24 protein-coding genes are annotated in these 21,462 nt (G+C 30.9%); 21 read left to right on the forward strand and 3 right to left on the reverse strand.

Going from position 1 to position 21,462, the window contains the following annotated elements:
* Positions 1-43: 43 nt before the first annotated feature.
* From AN960_RS23415 to AN960_RS23460, 10 genes are all read left to right on the forward strand, one after another.
* Complete coding sequence (locus tag AN960_RS23415) at positions 44-1,192, forward strand: acyl-CoA dehydrogenase family protein (protein ID WP_172795452.1); 1,149 nt, start codon at positions 44-46, stop codon at positions 1,190-1,192.
* A gap of 29 nt (positions 1,193-1,221) precedes the next feature.
* Positions 1,222-2,373: a thiolase family protein gene (locus AN960_RS23420; protein ID WP_056477148.1), complete on the forward strand. Its 1,152-nt coding sequence runs from the start codon at positions 1,222-1,224 to the stop codon at positions 2,371-2,373.
* Positions 2,374-2,403: 30 nt separating this feature from the next.
* Positions 2,404-3,174, forward strand: coding sequence for a 3-hydroxyacyl-CoA dehydrogenase (locus tag AN960_RS23425; protein WP_056477151.1), 771 nt, complete (start codon positions 2,404-2,406; stop codon positions 3,172-3,174).
* Between the two features lie 233 nt (positions 3,175-3,407).
* On the forward strand, positions 3,408-3,587 hold the full coding sequence (locus AN960_RS23430; protein WP_056477155.1) for a hypothetical protein: 180 nt from the start codon (positions 3,408-3,410) through the stop codon (positions 3,585-3,587).
* A gap of 237 nt (positions 3,588-3,824) precedes the next feature.
* Positions 3,825-4,208 (forward strand): DUF5412 family protein, encoded by a 384-nt coding sequence (locus AN960_RS23435; protein WP_056477158.1) that lies wholly within the window; start codon positions 3,825-3,827, stop codon positions 4,206-4,208.
* A gap of 77 nt (positions 4,209-4,285) precedes the next feature.
* Positions 4,286-4,474 (forward strand): hypothetical protein, encoded by a 189-nt coding sequence (locus AN960_RS23440; RefSeq protein WP_056477161.1) that lies wholly within the window; start codon positions 4,286-4,288, stop codon positions 4,472-4,474.
* Positions 4,475-4,656: 182 nt separating this feature from the next.
* Positions 4,657-5,082 (forward strand): SRPBCC family protein, encoded by a 426-nt coding sequence (locus tag AN960_RS23445; protein WP_056477163.1) that lies wholly within the window; start codon positions 4,657-4,659, stop codon positions 5,080-5,082.
* 206 nt (positions 5,083-5,288) lie between these two features.
* Positions 5,289-5,525 (forward strand): hypothetical protein, encoded by a 237-nt coding sequence (locus tag AN960_RS23450; RefSeq protein WP_056477166.1) that lies wholly within the window; start codon positions 5,289-5,291, stop codon positions 5,523-5,525.
* A gap of 41 nt (positions 5,526-5,566) precedes the next feature.
* Positions 5,567-5,752 (forward strand): hypothetical protein, encoded by a 186-nt coding sequence (locus AN960_RS23455; protein ID WP_056477169.1) that lies wholly within the window; start codon positions 5,567-5,569, stop codon positions 5,750-5,752.
* A gap of 150 nt (positions 5,753-5,902) precedes the next feature.
* Positions 5,903-6,760, forward strand: coding sequence for a GNAT family N-acetyltransferase (locus tag AN960_RS23460; RefSeq protein ID WP_286131789.1), 858 nt, complete (start codon positions 5,903-5,905; stop codon positions 6,758-6,760).
* 332 nt (positions 6,761-7,092) lie between these two features.
* On the opposite strand, the gene AN960_RS23465 is transcribed toward AN960_RS23460, so the two are convergent.
* Complete coding sequence (locus AN960_RS23465; protein WP_056477172.1) at positions 7,093-7,935, reverse strand: hypothetical protein; 843 nt, start codon at positions 7,933-7,935, stop codon at positions 7,093-7,095.
* Between the two features lie 427 nt (positions 7,936-8,362).
* Here AN960_RS23465 and AN960_RS23470 point away from each other — a divergent pair, with 427 nt between their 5' ends.
* The 10 genes from AN960_RS23470 to AN960_RS23515 all read left to right on the forward strand — a co-directional run bounded on the left by AN960_RS23470 (position 8,363) and on the right by AN960_RS23515 (position 18,574).
* Entirely contained in the window at positions 8,363-9,391 is a 1,029-nt protein-coding gene (locus tag AN960_RS23470; RefSeq protein ID WP_056477175.1) for an alpha/beta fold hydrolase, read from the forward strand.
* Positions 9,392-9,432: 41 nt separating this feature from the next.
* Positions 9,433-10,011 (forward strand): TetR/AcrR family transcriptional regulator, encoded by a 579-nt coding sequence (locus tag AN960_RS23475; protein WP_056477178.1) that lies wholly within the window; start codon positions 9,433-9,435, stop codon positions 10,009-10,011.
* A 157-nt stretch (positions 10,012-10,168) separates the two neighbouring features.
* Positions 10,169-11,389, forward strand: coding sequence for a phospholipase D-like domain-containing protein (locus AN960_RS23480; protein WP_056477181.1), 1,221 nt, complete (start codon positions 10,169-10,171; stop codon positions 11,387-11,389).
* A 179-nt stretch (positions 11,390-11,568) separates the two neighbouring features.
* Positions 11,569-12,600 carry an N-acetyl-gamma-glutamyl-phosphate reductase gene (gene argC, locus AN960_RS23485; RefSeq protein ID WP_056477184.1) on the forward strand — a complete coding sequence of 344 codons (1,032 nt, stop codon included), beginning with the start codon at positions 11,569-11,571 and terminating at the stop codon, positions 12,598-12,600.
* Between the two features lie 13 nt (positions 12,601-12,613).
* Positions 12,614-13,837 carry a bifunctional ornithine acetyltransferase/N-acetylglutamate synthase gene (gene argJ, locus AN960_RS23490; RefSeq protein ID WP_056477187.1) on the forward strand — a complete coding sequence of 408 codons (1,224 nt, stop codon included), beginning with the start codon at positions 12,614-12,616 and terminating at the stop codon, positions 13,835-13,837.
* A 14-nt stretch (positions 13,838-13,851) separates the two neighbouring features.
* The gene (gene argB / locus AN960_RS23495; protein WP_056477190.1) at positions 13,852-14,622 is read left to right on the forward strand and encodes an acetylglutamate kinase; all 771 of its coding nucleotides are present in this window, start codon (positions 13,852-13,854) and stop codon (positions 14,620-14,622) included.
* Complete coding sequence (gene argD / locus AN960_RS23500; protein ID WP_056477194.1) at positions 14,615-15,778, forward strand: acetylornithine transaminase; 1,164 nt, start codon at positions 14,615-14,617, stop codon at positions 15,776-15,778. Before argB ends, argD begins: the two co-directional genes overlap by 8 nt.
* Before the next feature lie 159 nt (positions 15,779-15,937).
* On the forward strand, positions 15,938-16,405 hold the full coding sequence (locus AN960_RS23505) for an NUDIX domain-containing protein (RefSeq protein ID WP_056477197.1): 468 nt from the start codon (positions 15,938-15,940) through the stop codon (positions 16,403-16,405).
* Between the two features lie 141 nt (positions 16,406-16,546).
* A complete protein-coding gene (locus AN960_RS23510) occupies positions 16,547-17,458 on the forward strand; it encodes an aminoglycoside phosphotransferase family protein (RefSeq protein WP_056477200.1) in 912 nt (303 codons plus the stop codon).
* A 216-nt stretch (positions 17,459-17,674) separates the two neighbouring features.
* Positions 17,675-18,574 (forward strand): peptidase MA family metallohydrolase, encoded by a 900-nt coding sequence (locus AN960_RS23515; protein ID WP_056477203.1) that lies wholly within the window; start codon positions 17,675-17,677, stop codon positions 18,572-18,574.
* 134 nt (positions 18,575-18,708) lie between these two features.
* On the opposite strand, the gene AN960_RS23520 is transcribed toward AN960_RS23515, so the two are convergent.
* Positions 18,709-18,903, reverse strand: coding sequence for a hypothetical protein (locus AN960_RS23520; RefSeq protein WP_056477206.1), 195 nt, complete (start codon positions 18,901-18,903; stop codon positions 18,709-18,711).
* Positions 18,904-19,442: 539 nt separating this feature from the next.
* Here AN960_RS23520 and AN960_RS23525 point away from each other — a divergent pair.
* Entirely contained in the window at positions 19,443-20,219 is a 777-nt protein-coding gene (locus AN960_RS23525) for a hypothetical protein (RefSeq protein ID WP_056477209.1), read from the forward strand.
* Positions 20,220-20,533: 314 nt separating this feature from the next.
* On the opposite strand, the gene AN960_RS23530 is transcribed toward AN960_RS23525, so the two are convergent.
* Positions 20,534-21,460 (reverse strand): helix-turn-helix transcriptional regulator, encoded by a 927-nt coding sequence (locus AN960_RS23530; protein WP_056477211.1) that lies wholly within the window; start codon positions 21,458-21,460, stop codon positions 20,534-20,536.
* Positions 21,461-21,462 lie beyond the last annotated feature (2 nt).

The following is a 21,462-nucleotide window of genomic DNA, read 5'->3' on the forward strand; positions in this document are numbered from 1 at the left end:
TAAGCGTTTTAACGAAATGATTAATTATTTTGGGGGGCTTATTATGAAACATTCTTACTTAACTAGAGAACATGAAATCTTCCGCACGGCTCTTAGAAAGTTTTTACAAAAAGAAGCTGTACCATTCTATGAAGAGTGGGAACAAAACAAAATGATACCTAGAGCATTCTGGGATAAATTAGGAAATGAAGGATTTTTATGTCCTTACGTTGACGAAAAATATGGTGGGTTAGGTGTAGATTTTGGCTATTCAGTCATTATTATAGAGGAACTTGAGAAAGTTGGTTCAAGTTTAGTTGGTGTAGCATTGCACAATGATATTGTTGTACCTTATTTGACTGCTTATGCAAATGAAGAGCAAAAAATGGAATGGTTGCCTAAATGTATTTCAGGTGAATATATTAGTGCTGTTGCGATGACTGAACCAGGTGCTGGATCGGATTTAGCAAATATTAAAACAACTGCGGTAAAAGAAGGGGATTACTATATCGTTAATGGTGAGAAAACGTTTATTACGAATGGTATTCATTCAGACCTAATTATCATTGCAGTTAAAACTGATACGACAATTCGACCTGCTCATAAAGGAATAAGCTTGCTAGTTGTCGAAAAAGATACAGTTGGGTTTTCTAGAGGAAAGAAATTGAATAAAGTAGGACTTCATAGCCAAGATACGGCTGAATTAATTTTCCAAGATGCTAAAGTACCTGTAAAGAATTTATTAGGTGAAGAAGGAAAAGGCTTCTATTACTTAATGGAAAAATTACAGCAAGAAAGATTAGTAGTTGCATTAGAAGCATTAGTTTCAGCTGAACAAATGTTGAAAGTGACAACTGAGTATGTAAAAAGTAGAAAAGCATTTGGAAAATCAATTGCTGGGTTCCAAAATACTCAATTTAAACTTGTAGAATTGGCTACTGAAATTGAAATTGGTCGTACTTTCATTGAGGACTTAATTTATAAGCACATAGAAGGCGTAAATGTTGTTAAGCAAGTATCGATGGCAAAATGGTGGATTACAGATTTAGGCAAAAAAGTTGCTTCAGAGTGCCTCCAATTGCATGGTGGATATGGATATATGGAAGAATACGAGATTGCTAGACGCTTCAGAGATATTCAGATCATGTCAATTTACGCAGGTACAAATGAAATCATGAAGACGATTATTGCAAAACAAATGGGATTAAATTAATCCAGACTTAAAAATGGAGGAACAAATTTATGAGAGAAGTAGTTATTGTTGATGCTTTAAGAACACCTATTGGTAAAAGAGGCGGCAGCTTTAGCGAAACAAGACCTGATGACTTAGCTGCAATAGTACTAAAGGAATTAGTAAGTCGAAATGAATTTGATCCAAAAGAAATAGATGATGTGATTATGGGCTGTGTTACTCAAATTGGAGAACAGGCTGGTGATATTGGTAGAGTTGCCGCTTTATTAGCAGGTCTACCAATTGAAGTGCCTGGTGTTACGATTGACCGTCAATGCGGGTCAAGTCAGCAATCTGTCCATTTTGCATCACAAGCCATTTTAAGTGGAGATATGGACATTGTCATTGCAGCTGGTGTTGAAAGCATGACACGTGTACCAATGTTTTCGAATTTAAAAGGATCAAAATGGAATGAAAAACTAACGAATAGGTTTGGTGACTTTAACCAAGGGATTTCAGCAGAACGCATAAATGAGAAGTGGAATATCAGTCGAAGTGAGCAAGATGAATTTGCTTATAATAGCCATCAAAAAGCATTAAAAGCAATGAAACAAGGCTATTTTGAAGAAGAAATTGTAGCAGTTTCTGTTACGAATCAAGAAGGTGAACTTGTTAAAGTTACAAAAGACGAAGGACCTAGAGAAAACTCTTCTATTGAGAAATTAGCAACTTTAAAACCAGCATTTACTGAAACTGGTTCGGTTACCGCTGGAAATGCAAGTCAAATAAGTGATGGTGCTGCAGGCTTACTTTTAATGAGTAAAGAGAAGGCTCATCAATTAGGATTTAAACCAAAGTTTCGAATTATTGGGAGAACAGTAGTAGGATCTGACCCTCAGTTAATGTTAACAGGACCAATTCAAGCTACTCAAAAAGTTCTACATAAATGTGGTTTAACAATCGATCAAATCGATTTATTTGAAATAAATGAAGCATTTGCTGCAGTTCCTTTAGCATGGCAAAAAGAATTAAATGTACCATTTGAAAAATTAAATATATTCGGTGGTGCGATCGCATTAGGTCACCCACTTGGGGCTAGTGGAGCAAGGGTTATGGTTACATTGTGTAATGCTTTAGAGAAAACAGGCTCACGTTTTGGATTACAAGCGATCTGTGAAGGCCATGGTATGGCAAATGCAACGATTATTGAGAGATTAAATTAATAAACAACAACAAATTGGGGGATTTAAAAAATGAACATTCGTGATAGCATAGCAATCGTTACAGGTGGAGCATCAGGACTAGGTGCAGGTACAGTTAGAATGATCGTAGAAAATGGTGGGAAGGCTGCTATCTTCGATTTAAATGAAGAAAGAGCTACTAGCTTAATTGCTGAATTAGGTGAAGACAATGTTTGTTTCGAAAAAACAGATGTTTCTTCAGAAGAAAGTGTAAAAAATTCAATTGCAAAAGTTTTAACGAAATATGGTTCAATCAATACAGTAGTAAACTGTGCGGGTATTGTTTTAGCCGAAAAAGTAATTAAAAGAGACGGAATTCATTCATTAGAATCTTTCCAAAAAATCATTAATGTAAACTTAGTTGGTACGTTTAACGTTATTCGTTTAGCCGCTGAACAAATGATTAACAATGAACCAAATGAATTTGGTGAAAGAGGTGTTATTATTAACACCGCTTCAGTAGCAGCATTTGATGGCCAAATGGGGCAAGCAGCTTACGGTGCATCAAAAAGCGCAGTAGCTGGAATGACATTACCAATTGCTAGGGATTTATCAAGATACGGCATCAGAGTGATGAGTATTGCTCCAGGTATATTTGAAACACCAATGTTTGATGTATTACCAGAAAAAGCTAGAGAATCATTAGGAAACATGGTTCCATTCCCATCACGTCTTGGTAAGCCATCAGAATACGCACACTTAGCGAAGAGCATTGTTGAAAATCCAATGTTAAATGGTGAAGTGATCCGTTTAGATGGTGCAATTCGTATGCAACCAAAATAAGAGTGACTACAAATGCAGGAAGAGCAGGGTATTAACTTGTTCTCCTGCTTTTTTTATGTTTGGAATTAGTAGTTGTTTTAAGTGGAGATCGTTTTAAAGAAGATTATTGATATTCTTATTTAGCTAACTTGGAAGATTAGTTGAATAAGAATTTTCAAAAAAACAACTATAAAATTTCCAATATATGGTAAAATGTATCAGTGCAGTAATTAATTTTTAGGAGTGTTCTAACTATGAAAAATAAATACACAGTATTATTTTTACTTTTGTTTATTGCTTCAATTACAGGTGGATTAGCGCTTAAAAATGTACTTGAGTTTTCAATGATATATGGTGTAGGATTAGGTCTTATATTTTTAGCTTGCTCTATCTATTTTGTAATAAAAAGTGAGAAGAAAATAGGTGTACGCTAAATTTACTATTACTATGAAACTACCGAAATTTCATTATACGGACCAAATTATTTTAAAAGAGTAGAGCAGGGTTTCGACATAATAGGATATGTTGATAAAAAGAATAATAGATTAATTGAATTTTGGTTGGGGGATAAAGTAATGGAAAGTCGTTTAGAGGATATAAACATGGATTAAGTTCAATAATAAAGAATTAGATATACTTGGATATTAATTTTTATAGGGGAATTTTAAATTATGATTAAACGGAAAGTAGTCATATACACTATTATTGTAATTTCTATATACATTGGTGCTTTTTATTTTTTTAGTACTAATCAGACAAACGCCATTACAGCATTGGAGGATGTCAATGTTAATAATCTTGATGAAATAAAACAACTTGAATCTCCTGACAAGAAACATAAACTAACGATTTATTTAAATGGTGGAGTATTTATGAAGTCAGATTATAGTTATATTGGTCAGTTGAGTTCCAAAGATAAGAAGGAAAAAGAAAAATTTATATTGTGGCTGCCAGGTGAACCTTTTAATATTCAATGGGTAAATAATAAAGAAATATTAGTGAATCAGAAACAAATTAACATCAGCAGTGAAAACTATGATTTCAGAAATATGTAAAGTCTTATACAATTAACAACAGCATATTACCTTGTTGTAGTAAACGAAGCGTCAATTATTGAAAATAGGGGGATATAATGAAAAAATTTTCTCAGACAGGAAAAACGTTAATTGTTATTGGAACGATTTTATTTGTTTGGGGATTTGGTTTGATTACAAATACTATTTCCTTTGGACTAATAAATACAACTATTTCATTTAGTGTACTTATTGTTGGAATAGTTTGTTGCCTTGCATCTAACTTTTATAAACTAGCTAAAAGTTAATAAGTAGATTCAATAAACTATTATCAAAGTATTGAATATAAGAAAATAAATAATTTGTATACATTTATGAGAAACGAAAAAAATGAATAGATAGAACGTTTTTTTGAAATCGTATACAATGTAGTTAGCCACAAATTTTGATTATTTTAAAAAATATTGGTATCAAGAGAGGCGGTATTAAAATGGAAACATCTAAACAAGTTACAGTAAAAGCAACTATTAATGCATCAATCGAAAAAGTATGGGAATTTTGGACAGAACCTGAACATATTAAAAAATGGAACAGTGCTTCAGACGACTGGCACACACCAATTGCAGAAAATGACTTGCGTGTTGGTGGAGAATTCCGTTCAAGAATGGAAGCAAAAGATGGCAGTTTTGGTTTCGACTTTGGTGGGATTTATGATGAAGTAAAAAAATATGAGGTTATTGCTTATACTCTAGGTGATGGAAGAAAGGTTAATATCACATTTAGTGGTAAAGAAAACGAAACGGAAGTAATTGAAACATTCGATCCTGAAACAACTAATCCTGTTGAGTTTCAACAACAAGGATGGCAAGCAATTCTAGACAATTTTAAAAAATATGCAGAACAAACAAACATTTAAGTAGATATAAAGAGAATGATGTTATTGAATCATTCTCTTTTTTTTGCTTAGAATGCATATTTTCATACCAAATCGATATATGTGGCCTTTTATTTAAGGTTTTTGGCTGATTAGTTGGTCAAGACTAAACAAGTTAATCATGGTATTCTATTTATAAATATAAAATGTAATAATTTACCAAAAAAAGAATTTAAGGAGGTATTTAAATGAAAAGGAAAACTTTCTGGATTCCAACAATTGTATTCATTGTTACAACTTTTGTATTGTACTTGTGTGGTTATTTATTTAACATCGAATATTTAAAATGGTTCAATTTTGAGGAAACTTCAAATGGAGGATTTTCCTTTGGTGGTTCATTGAATCCAATTATCTTTGGTTTTGTTATTGGAAAAGTTGTGGAATGGATATATAAAAGCAGGGAAAAAAACAACATAGCTTGGTAAATTACTAGGAGTTAACTTAAGGGAAAAAAGGAGCGGAATAAATGGAAGTTATTGTCCGAAAGTATAGAACAATTTTCTTTTTACTAATAATAATTGTAAATATAATTTATATGACTTTAGACAATAAAAAAATAGAATTAATGACATCAATCGTAACTGTAACGATTGCCTCAATATTGTACATTTTAAAATTGAGATATGATAATAAGGGCAAAAAGAACAATTAGAACCACGTTGATTTTAAACGGTAGTTGAAAATATGATTTGTAATAAAATTAAGGCAGCTCATTTTTAATGGGAAAATGATGAAAGTTTAATAAGTTTTAAGAGATTATTAAATTCAAAAATGAAAAATCGCTTAAAAGGGAGTAGTAATATTGACTAAATCAAATACTAAACTCACTGATCGAATTCAAAGAATTATTAGAAACGCAGAATGCGAAGTTAAATCTTCAAAAAATGAGGTCTTAAGACCAGAACACTTACTATTAGCATGTTTTCAGGAAAATACTGGTACGCTTGGCGAAATTACATTGAAATGTAATATTGATTTAAACTCTTTAAGAAATTTGATTGATCAATCGGATATTGTTCCAGTTCAAAATTTGGTGAGTGAATTTTTTAATGTATCTGTATCCAGTGAAGTATTGGCAGTAATGGTACTTGCTACTGAATATATGAAAAAATACAATCAAGTATATCTCAATGTAGGTCATTTATTAAAGGCATTAATTAATAAAAATGTAGTTGAAAACTTTCTCACAGAAGAGCAAAAACAAATTATTTTAGAACTTGGTACTACTTCTCGCGATATGATCACTCATCTTGATCATTACATATTTCCAGATACTACTAAGCAAATAAAAGTTCGAAAAATAAATAGAAATGATTATATCAATCTATTTAATTTTGTAAATCATAACTTTTCAAGTGATTGGATCCAAACAATAAAAGATGCGTTCTTACTAATTGAGCCTTCGATATTTATTGCTTTAGATAAAGATGGAGAAATTGTCGGATTCGCTTGTTATGATGTATATAAAAATAAAAAATGTTATTTTGGACCAATGGGAGTCTCGTTAACTAAGAGGATTAACGGAATTGGATTTTCTTTACTTCATCACTGTTTAAAAGATATGAATGAAATTGGTTATGAGTATGCAATAATCGGTGGAGCGGGACCAATAGAATTTTATGAAAAAACATGCAATGCAGTTGTAATTCCTAGAGCATAGATTGTGGTTTGTTATTGAACTAAAGCATTGCCATAATTGAATGAAAAGACGTTTTTTCATATCATAACGGTAATAATAGGTCTATCCATTTTAACTTTAGTTGAAGGAAAAAACAAAATATTAAGGTCATTAGCTAAAATGAATAAATTAAAGCGGTTTTCAATATTTTAGGAATATACAAAAGTTCAGATTTGAAAGGATTTCATTTGCAATTGTGCAAGACATTAGGTGTAAAGAAGGGCTACTATGGTAGCCCTTTTTAATGTTAATGACGGATCAAGAAATGATATAACTGAAAAACACAGAAAACTTGACCCCTTGTAATTAGATAGCTAGTTAATGCTTGAAAGCAAAGGATCGATATTCACTTTCCATGGAGAAATAGGAGACGTTCTCACCAATGAAAAAGAAAGTTTCTTTCTAATCCGGCCTATATCTTTTATAAAAAGATTAACCTCAACTGGGATTTCAGTTGCAATAGAGTATGCTCTTAATTCCTTGGTTTGGGGCAAAGTCCACTGAATCGCATCAATTTTTTCTAATTTCTTAAGTTCTTTTTTCATATTTTTTTGATTACTTATGGCAATATTTTTAACCAAGCCTTTATCTCTGTTTTTAATCGTAACAAATAATACATTTAGTAGTTGGGACGGTGGAAGGTTACTCATATATTCATTAATCCTCCCAGCAGCTTTAAGGATCATCACATGATGAGATAAGTCTGCCTTACCTGTCCGATGTGTCGTACTTCCCATAAAATGAATACAAAAATGACCACAGAAACCGTTTGGAAGCGAACCTGCACCATGTGGCATTCCGTGCATGGAGGCAGGGATTAGGTTGTCATCAGCTAAAATTAATACAGCCCTTCTTCGCCAACTCCAGTTCCCTCCGTATATTTCTTTCATTATCCTAGTATCTTCTCTTGTTAAAGGCTGCACATCTGCATGCCTACTACCAGCTCTTCTTTGTACATTAAAGCTCTTTCCACTTTCAACATCGATTACAGTGAACAAAGAGTATTTTGGGATTATTTTGTTTACAGCTTCCCAATCCTGAATTTCTATTTGAAAGCTAATTGGGGTAAGTACTGGTTCGTCTGTTATAGCGTAAGTAAAATCTGTAAAGCTAATTAATGAAAGGGACAGGATTACAATAAATAAAACTTTTTTCACAACTATAAGTCAACTCCGATGTTTAGAATACATCTATTTTGTGTTATTTTTTAGAAAAAATTGCTATTAAAAATTTGGAAATATAAGGCATCCTTCTTAAAAAGGAAAATGAGATTAGTCTTTTGGGGCTTTACTCATACTTAACTAAATAATATATTAATAAATCTTATAAAACTAACAACTGCTGAGCTGCACAACTTGACGACTGTTTAGTGGAATTTTTTTGAACAAAATAGCGGGGAAGTTGAAAAAACAAACATATTTGGATTAATAAATAAATAGTTTAAGGTAGATATGGTGATTAAATGAAAAATGGAAGTTTTCTAATTTTTTTATATGTTTTAGTAGAATTGACAGAGCAAGATGCATAATATATTATGAGTGAGTAACTCACTCACTATTTGACATTAGAAAGGAAAGACTCTAAATGACAAAATCCAATATTTTACCTGATATCTTTTTTCGTAAATTTAATCAAAGGAAAAATGAAAAGAAGTTAGAAATTAATTCTGAATATATGATTAATGAAGAAAAGTATGTAACGATTGGGGGGATTGATCAATGGATTACAATCCGAGGAGAAGATAGAAGAAACCCTGTTCTTTTATTGGTTCATGGTGGCCCTGCCTCAACTTATACTGTTTTTAGTTCTTTAATATGTTCTTGGGAAAAGCATTTTACGATTGTTCAATGGGATCAGCGTGGTGCAGGAAAAACTTTTAAAAGGAATGGTAAAGAAGGCTGTGGTAAAATTACATTAAACCAGTTGGTAGAAGATGGAATTGATTTATGTAGTCTAATTTGTAATGAACTTGAAAAAGATAAAATTATTTTGGTTGGAAGTTCCGTCGGTAGTCTTATAGCCACATTATTAATAAAGGAAAGGCCAAATCTCTTTTATGCGTATGTAGGAACTGATCAAAACTGTTTTGATTATGAAAATATCACATACCAATTGGAGATTGATGCTTTGACTGATGCAGGGAATACGAGGGGACTAAAGTTTTTAAAAGATTTAGGACCAGATCAATCAAAATGGACACAAAAAGAGTTTGATAAAAGAAATCAGATATTAGTAAAATCTACAAAAAATGTTCCTAATATGGTAATGGACCTTATATTGCCTTCTATGCTTTCATCACCACAACATAATGTAAGCGATCTATTCGATATATTTAAAGGGATGAAATTTTCGGGAAATCAATTGTTTAATGAACTGATAAACTTTAATTATGGCCGGCTAGGAACGGTATTTTCAATTCCTTTCTTTATTTTTCAAGGAGACCATGATATTATTACGCCTACCGAAAATGCAAAACGGTTTTTGCAAGAAATCGAAGCACCTTTAAAAGAGTTTATTTATATAAATAACGCCGGACACTTAGCTTGCTTTGCAAGACCTGAGCAGTTTTTACAAGAATTAATAAATAGAGTAAGGCCATTAGCAATTAATTAAAAAAATAAATAAGTAAGAATGTATAAATTGGAGTGAGTAAGTTGTTACCAAAAGATCATAATCAACAAACTGATAGAAAGGTGCTTATAAAACAATCTGCCTTGAAAATATTCGCATTGAATGGTTATAAAAATACGAAAACAAGTGTAATTGCAACTGAGGCAAAAGTTAGTGAAGGTTTAATATTCCGTCACTTTCAATCAAAGGCAGAACTGTTTTTTCAAATTATCGAAGGTTTAATGCTTGAGTCTGAAAGAGAGCTAAGTTCATTGCAATTTTTTCAAGGAACTCCATACCAACTACTAAAATTATTAACTGAAAAAATGTTAGACGAAAACCATAAATATGCATTTATGATTGTCCAACAAGCGAGGAAAAAAACAGAAGTACCAGAAAAAGTGACTGAATTATTATCTAAATATTCGCCTGATTATTTAATTGATTTACTAGTACCAATATTTATAAAAGGTCAAGAAAGTGGTGAATTTTTAAAAGAAGATCCACGAAAAATATTAGTATGGTATATCAATGTGATAAATAGCTTAACCATTCAAGATCTTGTGGATGATAAATTTGGCTTACCTACTTCTGATTTTTTGATGAAAATGTTAAGGGCTTAAAAGGTACGCTGATTGAAATAAAAATTCTTAGTAATAAAAGTCCTTAAGGGTTGTCTAGTTAGACAGCCTTTTATTTTCCATAATTAAAATAAATATGGATATTTAAGACATTTTATTCAAAAAATACTCTTATGCCAAACCTATGTAAGAGGAATCTATGAAAAAAATATTAAAATTCATCTTTAAAACTTTAGTTCTTCTATTTTCACTTTTAGTAATTTTATTTGCTTTAAATGAGATTGAAATGGAAAAAGCTCAAAAAAAGAATGTTTTTGCTGAAAAGCCAATAACTTATCCAATTGGACATAGTGATTTGTCGATTTATATGAACGGAAAGAAATTAAATAACCAATTATTTAATGATATTAGGAATGCAAAAAAGGAAGTCCATATCTACTTTTTTTCAGTTTCTAATGATCGTGTATCTCATGAATTTTTAGATGTCTTAAAAAAGAAGAGTGATGAAGGAATTCCAGTTTATTATGCAGTTGATCGTCTTGGTGGAATTTTATTAGAGCGAAAAGAAAGAAAATCTTTAATCGATCATGGAGTACATTTTACATATTTTAATAAACCGCAATTATCTTATTTTTTTGCATCGTTAAACAACAGAAATCATCGTCGAATGACGATTATTGATGGAGAAATTGGCTATATTGGTGGGTTCAATATAGGTAAAAAGTATATAGATGAAAAAAAAGGATTAAAACCTTGGGAAGATGTTCAACTTAGGTTAGTAGGTAGCGGTGTTGAAGGCTTAGAAAAACAATTTGTACATGATTGGAGAAAAAATTCAGACCAAAAAATTACACAGATGGCCATCAGTAAAAAAAATGGGAAAAGCCAGCATCAATTTGTTTCTTATACTAAAATAGGGATTGAGCAAGAATATAGTAAATTGTTTAAACAAGCAAAACATTCGATTACAATTTATTCTCCTTATTTTATACCGAATAATAAAGTAATATGGGATTCATTATTAGATGCAGCAAATAGAGGAATTGAAGTAAAAGTATTATATTCTCATAAGTCAGATGCACTTTTAGTACAACAAGCAGCATTTCCATATATAAAGCAAGCTTGGAAAAATAACATAAAAGTTTATGGGTTTAAAAAAGGTATTTTTCACGGTAAAGTAATTAAAATTGATGATAAAGTTCTAATGATTGGCACAACCAATTTTGATTCCAGGTCATTTCATTTAACGGATGAATTGAATTGTTATATATATGATCAACAGTTTATCAAACAGGTAGAACCAGAATTAGCCAATGTATTCAATCAATCATTTGAAATTACGCCTACTTATATTAAAAATTTACCTTTTAAAGAACGAATAAAAGAAAAAATTGCTAAAGTATTTGAATTTTATTTATAGGGCAAACAACTAGTTGTACTGTATTTTAATTTAAGGAATACAATGAAAAAATAATGAAAGATTAACCAAGAAAATTGGTTAATCTTTTTTTATTTTCAAATATTTATAAAAATACAATTGATTTTATATTTATTCATAATTATAATGAAGAATATAATTTTATAAAAGGGGATATAAAAATGAAAATCGGTATTATAGGGGCAACCGGATATGGTGGTCTGGAACTTGTAAGATTCCTATCAATGCATCCGGAAATAAGCGGTATGAATTTTTATTCAACATCAAATTATAAGGAAGATTTGTCTACTTATTATCCACATTTAGCTAATCGTTCTAGTGGGCCAATAAAAAAGTGGAATAAAAATAAATCTGTTTCCGAAAATGATATTTTGTTTTTTGCTACACCACATGGAGTTAGCAGTGAGTTAATGGAAGAAATCGATTTTTCGAAAACAAAATTGATTGATCTATCAGGGGATTTTCGATTAAACAAAGAAGAAACATATCAAAAATGGTATAAACATACGCATCCTTGTTTTTCAAAAACAAACGAATTTACATACGGACTATCTGAACTTAATCGAGAAGCGATCAAACAATCTAACCAAATAGCTAATCCAGGATGTTATCCAACAGCAACGCTACTTGGAGTCGCACCATTATTAAAGGCAGGAATTGTAGGGAAAAATTCAATAATAGTAGATGCTAAATCTGGAATTTCTGGAGCTGGAAAAACAGCAAATGAAACGACTCAATTTATGAATCGAAATGAAAATTTATCAGCCTATAAAATTACTGAACATCAACATATACCTGAAATTGAACAATTTATTGAATCAATTGATTCAAAACAGGATTTCATAACTTTTACACCACATTTAGTTCCAATGACAAGAGGAATTTTGTCAACAATTTATGTTACTTCAACACGTGAAATTAGTAACGATGAATTAAAAGAAATCTATAATCAAAGTTATGAAGATTCCTATTTTGTGAGAGTAAGAGATAGTGTACCTTGTACAAAAGATGTTTATGGTTCAAATTTTTGTGATTTATACGCAACTTACGACGATCGTACAAATCGAATCACAATCGTTTCTGTCATTGATAACCTTGTTAAGGGAGCGGCAGGTCAGGCGATTCAAAATATGAATTTAATGTTAGGTTTACCAGATGAAACAGGTTTACAATTTACACCAATATTTCCATAAGGAGAGATAAAAGTTGATAACAAAAGAAAAGAATATAAAAAAAATAAATGGAACAATTACATCACCAAATGGTTTTTATGCAAGTGGAGTTCATGCTGGACTACGTTATAAACGTAAAGATTTAGGATTAATTTATTCCGAGAAGCCAGCATCAGTTGCGGCAGTTTATACATTAAATTTATTTCCAGCTGCACCAATTGCAATTACAAAAAAGAGTATTTCATATAGTAATAAGCTTCAAGCAGTTTTAGTAAATAGTGGTTGTGCAAATGCATGTACAGGTAAAAAAGGAGAAGATGATGCCTATTTAATGAGATCATGGTGTGCTGAGCACCTTAATCTGCCAGAACACTTAGTCGCAATCGCATCAACGGGCGTAATCGGTGAATATTTAAAAATGGATCGATTAAAAGGTGGAATTGACAAGTTAACTCTCGGGAATAAGTTAGAAGATGGAGAAGATTTTGGCCATGCAATATTAACGACAGATACAGTTATAAAAACTACTTGTTATGAAGTATTGATCGATGGAAAGCTTGTAACGATTGCTGGGTCTGCTAAAGGTTCTGGAATGATTCATCCAAATATGGCAACTATGCTTGGTTTTGTGACAACTGATGCGACGATCAGTTCTTGTCAGTTACAAACTTTATTAAAAGAAGTGACAGATAAGACATTTAACCAAATTACAGTTGATGGAGATACTTCAACAAATGATATGGTTTTAGTTATGGCAAATGGAGCTGTTGAACATGAGGAATTAACTGAAAGTCATCCAGATTGGGCTAACTTTGTAGCCGCATTTCAATTAGTTTGTGAAGACTTGGCTAAAAAGATTGCTAGAGATGGTGAAGGGGCAACTAAGTTAATTGAAGTAAATGTAAATGGAGCTTCAAGCCAAAAAAATGCAAATCAAATTGCTAAATCAATCGTTGGATCAAATTTAGTAAAAACAGCTGTTTATGGTGAAGACGCTAACTGGGGGAGAATTATTGGTGCCATTGGATATAGTGGGGTCGAAGGTAATTTTAATCAAATCGACATCGCCATTAATGGTGTAACAGTTCTATTTGGTAGTAAACCAGTTGAGTTTAATGAAGAAGAGGCTAAAGTTGCTTTGAAAAATGAGATTATTTATATTGATGTCCATTTACACGAAGGAGATGAAATTGGTACTGCTTGGGGCTGCGATTTAACTTATGATTATGTGAAAATAAATGCAAGCTATCGCACATAAGGGGGAATTAAACATTGGAAACAGTAGTCATTAAACTTGGTGGTAGTTTAATCCATAACTTATCAAATACATTCTTTGAAAATATAAACCAATTAAAAATGAGCGGTAAAAAGGTCATCCTTGTTCATGGAGGGGGACCACTTATAAATAACTTATTAGTAAAGTTTTCAATTCCAGTAGAAATGGAAGATGGCATTCGTAAGACTTCATCTGAAGTTCTAGAAATTGTAGAATATGTACTAAATGGAAAAATCAATAAAGATTTAACGATTATTTGTAATCAATATAATATTAAAGCGATTGGTCTATCAGGATGTGACAATCTATTACTTGAAGCTTCACTTTTTAATAAGGGAAAATTAGGTTGGGTTGGAGAAATTGAGGATGTAAATACGAATCTATTAGATTTACTACTTAACAATGATTATGTACCAGTACTTTCACCTGTCGGGGTGGATAAAATAGGCCAAAAATATAATATTAATGCAGACGAAGCGGCAAAAAGTATCGCCAAGGCAATGAATGCGGAATTACTCTGCTTTATAACAAACACAAATGGTGTTTTAGATTTTGAACATAAATTAATTGAAAAGATTACACCTAGTGAAGTTAACAAATTAATTGATGAAAAAACAATTTATGGTGGCATGATTCCTAAAGTTACAAGTGCCTTAAATGCATTAAATGTTGTAAATTCAGTGGCTATTGTAGGTGAGAATTTCTTAAATGAAAATGGAACGATTAACGGGACAGTATTTTCAAAAGGAGTTGTGTTAAGTGAGTAATTTATTCCCAACATATAATAAAAAAACAATTAATTTTCAAAATGGAAAAGGTACTTACTTATATGATGACGAAAATAACAAGTACCTAGATTTTTTAAGTGGAATTGCTGTTTGTAACTTAGGTCATTGTCATCCAAACGTTGTAAATGCACTAAAAGAACAAGTAGAATCGATTTGGCATGTATCAAATTTATTTACAATTAAAAAACAAGAAGAGCTAGCTAAAATTTTAGTAAAAAGCTTTAAGGATGGATTAGTATTTTTCTGTAACAGTGGTACAGAAGCGAATGAAGCAGCTATAAAATTAGCAAGAAAACATTCAGGTAAATCTCAAATTATTAGTTTTAAACAAAGCTTTCATGGCCGTACGTTTGGATCAATGGCTGCGACAGGTCAGTCTAAAATTCATGAAGGATACGGCGAAATGTTAAGTGGTTTTACATATGTACCTTATAATGATTTAAATGCTTTACAAAATGAAATTAATGAAAATACTGGAGCAATTATTTTGGAGGTAATCCAAGGTGAAGGTGGTGTAATCGTTGGTAATAATGATTTTTTTGAAGGGGTTCAAGCTCTTTGTAAAAAACATGAATTATTACTCATTGTTGATGAAGTACAAACCGGAGTGGGCAGAACAGGAACAATGTTTGCCTATGAACAAACTCCACTAGATCCAGATATTATTACGCTAGCAAAAGGTTTAGGGAATGGTTTTCCAGTTGGGGCAATGCTCGGTAAGAACAAACTAGCAAATACATTCTCGTTAGGTGCGCACGGTTCAACCTTTGGTGGAAATTATTTAGCAATGGCTGCTGCATTTGAAACAATCAATATTATTAATGATTTGCCATTCTTAAATAGTGTAAAAGATAAAGGACAGTATTTATTTGATAAATTAGCCGAAATAAAAGAAGAGTTTCCACAAATAGTAGAAATACGCGGTAAAGGATTAATGGTTGGTATCGAATTAAATCTTTCTGTGGATCAATTAGTGGAGCAATTTTTAAAGAATGGTTTAATCGTTGGTACTGCTGGCCCTAATGTATTAAGACTATTACCGCCAATCAATTTATCATACGAGGAAATAGATGAAGCAATCCAAATTATGAAACAAGTACTTTCTAATTATTTTTTAAATAGCCAAGTTAAATAGTGAATAGTATTTTTTGACTAGAAGGCATTCATGGACCTATACCATGATGCCTTTTTATTATTTAGGTCTTTCTACTTGATTAGTAGAAATAGATTGAAAGTTGAATTTATTTTTTAGATAATGGAATAATCACTTTTATTAGGGGAGGAGCGCTAGGTTATGTATCATATTCGCGTAAGAGCATGTGCTTTAATTATTGAAAATGATTCAGTGTTATTAATTCAATTTACAGATGAGGACGGAATTCATTATAATTTACCAGCTGGTGGTACCGAACCTGGTGAGACAATTATTGAAGCTGTAAAAAGAGAAGCATTTGAAGAAGCAGGTGTAGATGTTGAGGTAGGTGAACTAGTATTTGTTTCAGAAAATGCACCTCATATGACCGGTCATAAAATACATGGATTAAGTTTAATGTTTCGCTGTCATATTAAAGAAGACTCAATTCCAACAATGCCACTAAATCCAGATCCAAACCAAACTGGCGTAAAATGGGTACCAATCAATGAATTAGACAAGATCATCTTATTTCCAAATATTAAAGCTCAAATTATTAAATATGCAAAAGGTAAACATCAAAATAATCGATTAATTGAAGAGTACAAATTAAAAGAACAACTAATTTGATTATACACTCCATCTTTCATTTAATGAGAGATGAGTTTCTCTATGTAATTTTTGAGGGACTCAACTTTTCTACTTTTCCAAAGCGCAATTATACGTTAGTTCATCTATCAAAAACGATTCTTTATAGAACAGGGTGATTAAATGATAGCTCTTCCAGATCAGTTTATAAAAACCATTAAAGATATCCATAAAGAAAAAGGAGAATTATGGCTCGAGAATTTTGAAGACTTGTGTAAAAGATGTGAAATTCGATGGAATATGAAAATATTATCTCCATTTGAATTATCATATAATTTTGTTGCGCCAATTTTAATAGATGGTCAGAAAAACGCAGTTATTAAATTAGCAGTCCCTAATGAGGAATTTAATAGTGAGGTTGAAGCTTTAAAGGAGTTTAAAGAGAATGATTTCGTTAAAGTTATTGACTACGATCTTAATGAAGGAATCCTAATTCTAGAACAACTACTGCCTGGTGAAACTCTGGCTACAATTGAAAATGAAGAAGAGGCAATGCACATAGCTGTCACAGTGATGAAAAACTTATGGATAGCTGCACCTAAATCTACTAAAATACCTTCCATATTAAGTAGAGAAAATAGCTTAAGACGAATTGTTGAAAAATTTCCTAATGGCTTAGACCCTATATCAAAAGAAATGCTATTAGATGCATTTACTATTTTTAAGGAAATGAATCGTACACAAACTACAAAATACTTACTTCACGGGGACTTACATCATTATAATATATTAAAAGCTGGAGAAAACACATGGAAAGTTATTGATCCAAAAGGATTAATAGGTGAAAGAGAATATGACATCATCCAGTTTCTTTTGAACAAATTAGAGGGGAAAGATATTTCTACAACTCTAGAAAATCGAATTGATCAACTAGTAATAGAATTGAATCTAAATAAAGAAAGAGTACTACTGTGGGGTTATTCGCATGCTGTATTATCAACATGTTGGAGTTTAGAAGATGAAGGAACTTATAATGAATACTTTTTTAAAGCGATAAATGTTTTTAAAGATTTACATAAAAAATATTATCAGTAAAATTTTTTTGGTTGTTTTATCTAAATATAAGGTTTTGTTAGAGAAGATAGTTGAATTTCTTATGGAACAAAATGGCAATAGTTGCATAAGAAAGAGCTAGGCAATTTGTTTTAATTAATGAGAATCTAGTGCAAGTTATTTAAATTTAATGATAAAGTGGGAATATTCTTACATTTATTAATTCTTTTATCCCTGAAACTAGCGAGGTTTAGCAAAATGAAAAGATTTATTAAGATTTTCGGTATCACTTTATCTGCCATAATACTTGTTTTATTTTTATTTGTCATTGGTGTGGGAGTATATTTTCACAAAGCTTTAGAGAACAAAACTAACGAAAAATTACCTTATCTCCAATCAATTAAAATGATTCTGACTGCGAATTTTGAGGGGAAAGCCGAAAGAGACCTAAAAGAAACTAGATTAAAAGATAAATTTCATAATGTTACTATTTACTATCCAAATGATTTTTCAGAACTTATTCCAATTACGAAGGAAACGTTAGATTGGGCGATTAATAAAAATAAAAAGGTCTTTGGAACAGTAAAAGTAAAGCCTGTTGATCTAATCGTATTTAAAGATAAGAAAGAGATGCAGGAGTTAAGTGGTCTTATTGATGTGTCTGGGTTTTATTCGGATTTTGATAAACTAATAGCAATAAAGTACGAAGATAAAGAATCGATTTTAGAAAAAAAGGAAACATCACTATATTTCTTTCAAAAATCTATTTTACATGAGTACACCCATTATATATTTAGTCAAATGGTAGCAAGTACAAAAGGTGGTGCTTCAGCTTATCCATTATGGTTTAACGAAGGTATATCTGAATATATTGGAAATGATAAAACAATAGTAGAGCCTACAAATTTCAAAGTAGTACCTTTTGATCAATTAAATGATGGGAAGCAGTGGCAAACCGCAAGATTTCAAGAGGATACAAATGTATATATGGAAAGTTACTTCGCGATAAAATACCTTGTGGATAACTATGAAGAAGGAGTTTTAAAAGAAATAATTTATTCAACAAACTCAACAGGGAAATTTGAGGAAAGTTTCGAAAAAATAACAGGAATAACTCTTTATGATTTGGAAGATAAATTTATGGTTTCCTACAAATGAAAAATAAATCATTAAAAATGGTCAACCAGAAATCTAGCTGGTTGACCTTGTAATATGTTAGAAAGTTGGTTTCGTTTTTTATTTTATTCCGCCTTGAAATATTGTTAAGTTTATAATATCAACTTAACAAACTTTTAAACATTGAAAAAGGCATCGTAAAAATAATACAAAATTATGATCATACCCACTGAGAATAATAAACTTCTAATCAAAGTGGTTTTCTTACTGCTTTTTGTTTCAGTTTTTCTTTTCTTAAGTTCTTCAACTAATTCATAAATGATCGGAAGTGTACCAAGCGAAAAATAACCGAGTTTTAACATTATTTCCATTTCTTTTCCCCCTAATGTTGTTATTTCTTTCTTTTAATTCTCAACATTATCTTCATCATTTTTTCAGCCATTTAAACAATTCTTCTAAATTAAAATGTCTAACTAGAAAATTCGAAAAATCAAATTTGGAGATAGTTCAATAATAATTTAAGCTAGTATAAAATAACTTTTAACAATTTTAAAAATGAAAATGACTATAAAACCAATAATTGCAGCAATTAGACTATGTCTAGTAATAGTAAAAGTATCTTTTTAAATAGTACCTTCTTTTTCATATTGTCTATCAAATAAATGATGGAATAAATTCACTCCAATAAAAAGAAAAAATAGTTGAAGAAAATTATAGATATTTATTGTACCCACGCCATTTTAATATGCTTTAAGTAAATTATACCTATTAAACGGGTATTTGTAATTTGGGGGAATTTCGCATTTTTTCTACTAAAATTAAATTTTTCTTGTTCAAGTGAATGGCAGTTTAGTTGCTTAAGAATGTTATACTAAAAGTAGTTATTTAAATGAATTGAGGTATATGTTTATTGAAAAAGACATCACATTTCAAGAAGATTATCATATTAATTACTTTATTACTTTTATCCTGTTTATTACTGGTAAAGTGCAATATACCTGATAACGAGAGGGATCAAATTTCTATTAAAAAGCTAAACCTAAAGTATGTTAAAGAAAATGATCCTGATTTTTTTATTGAATCAATACGAGTGAATAGTAATGACAAACGTTTAGGTAATCAAGTTGAATTAAAAAGTGCAGATTACGGATGGATGCTAGATTTATTGTTAGAAAATAAGAAAGAAATTTACAATGAAAGAAAACCGAATACATACAAAGTAAAGCTAACTTTTATGGAATATGGTTGGACATTTGAACACGATACGAGCCCGTATGACGGTAAACAATCTACATTTTATATTAGTCAAAAATTGCAAAAACAGTTTATCCAACAGTACTTAGCTTCGTATCCTAGAAATATTATTTTAACTAAAAAGAAATACAATTGGGATGAAAATATCGAAGGAAAAATTAGCATTGCAAAATACACTTCGCTTGATCAGGGCTTAATTCTAGCAATAAGTGGTAATGACGTTGGTGATGATTCAGAATTTCCTATTAAAATAGCTGATTTATTTCCTGAAAATACAAAATCAAATAATGAAGTAATAACGATTCCATTTAGTTTTAAGTTATTTGATTATCGAAAGAAATTGAGAGATAGTAATCAAGTTTATATTGAACTAATAAGTACTGACGGTACGCTGGTCCATGTTGATGACAAGATACATTTAAGAACAAAATAATATAATCTTAAGCAACTAACTCAATGGTTGAAAAAAACAATCGGCTGAATAGTCAATTGTTTTTTTTGAGCTTAATGGTAGTTTAGTTCCATAAAAAAACGAAATGATATATTTTCGCAAAATTAGAATCATGTCAATTTACCCCTAAGCCCCTCTCATGCTTCGTTTTGTCTCGACTACTTTATTTATAAAACCACATAATATGAAGGAATGCATTAATTACTTACACATTATCGAAGAAATTCACTCAAAACCAGTTCTTTTTCAATTTTTGTATTCCTTTAGCCTATCAAAAATTTGATAGAACCCATTGATTATATATTTTCTATAATATCTCTATAATATTTTCGTAAAGCTTCCTTTAAATTAGTGGGCTCTATGATTTTTACTGTTGGCCCTAATCTGGCGAGATATTTAATGATAAAACCAAGTTCATTTGGCTCATATGTACCAATAATATATGAATTTTCAAACTCGTAGATTAATTCCATAGATGGATAATGTTCCTGTTGAAATAATTCTATTCCTGCTTGGTTTATCAACCATTTAAACTTTATTGCTTTTTCTGATGGATTCCAAAGTGAATGCGAATTTTGCTTAGTTATTTCTTTTAATTCTTCCAAAGGTTGAATGGTTGTTATTTCAGCTGAAGAAATACGATCACAGCGAAAAACACGGTAAGCCGTTTTATCCATATCATATGCTTGACAATACCAATATCCCTTCATTACGTATATTGCAATAGGGTGAATAGTACGAAGGTTGTTTTGATAGGTTATTTTTAGTACGATATTTTGAACAGCTGCCATTAATAATATTTCTAAATGTATGCTTTCTTTGTTTTGTACAGTATGTTGAAAGGATACGCGATTTTGCATCCTCTCTATATCTTGTTTTTGAGATTCCGACAGTTCGTTAATGAATTTTTCATGAATTGTACGATAGGATACTTGAAAAGGTAAATTTGAAAAGCTTCGAAGTGCCTGCATTGCAAAGTAAAGCGCTAGGATTTCTTGATTATTAAAATAGATAGGTGGAAGCTTCATTTGATTAAGTAAACGATATCCCCCATAACGACCGTATTCTGCATAGATTGGAGCGCCAATTTCTTCTAATGAAGCCACATCTCTAAGTGCTGTCCTTTTTGAAATCTGAAATTCCTGCATTAAATCTTTAAGTGTAAAATGCTGTTTTTGATTGATGAAGCGAAGTATTTGATTAATTCGTTCTGATTTTTTCATAA

Source organism: Bacillus sp. FJAT-25509 (genome assembly GCF_001420605.1).
GTDB lineage: Bacteria > Bacillota > Bacilli > Bacillales > Bacillaceae_G > Gottfriedia.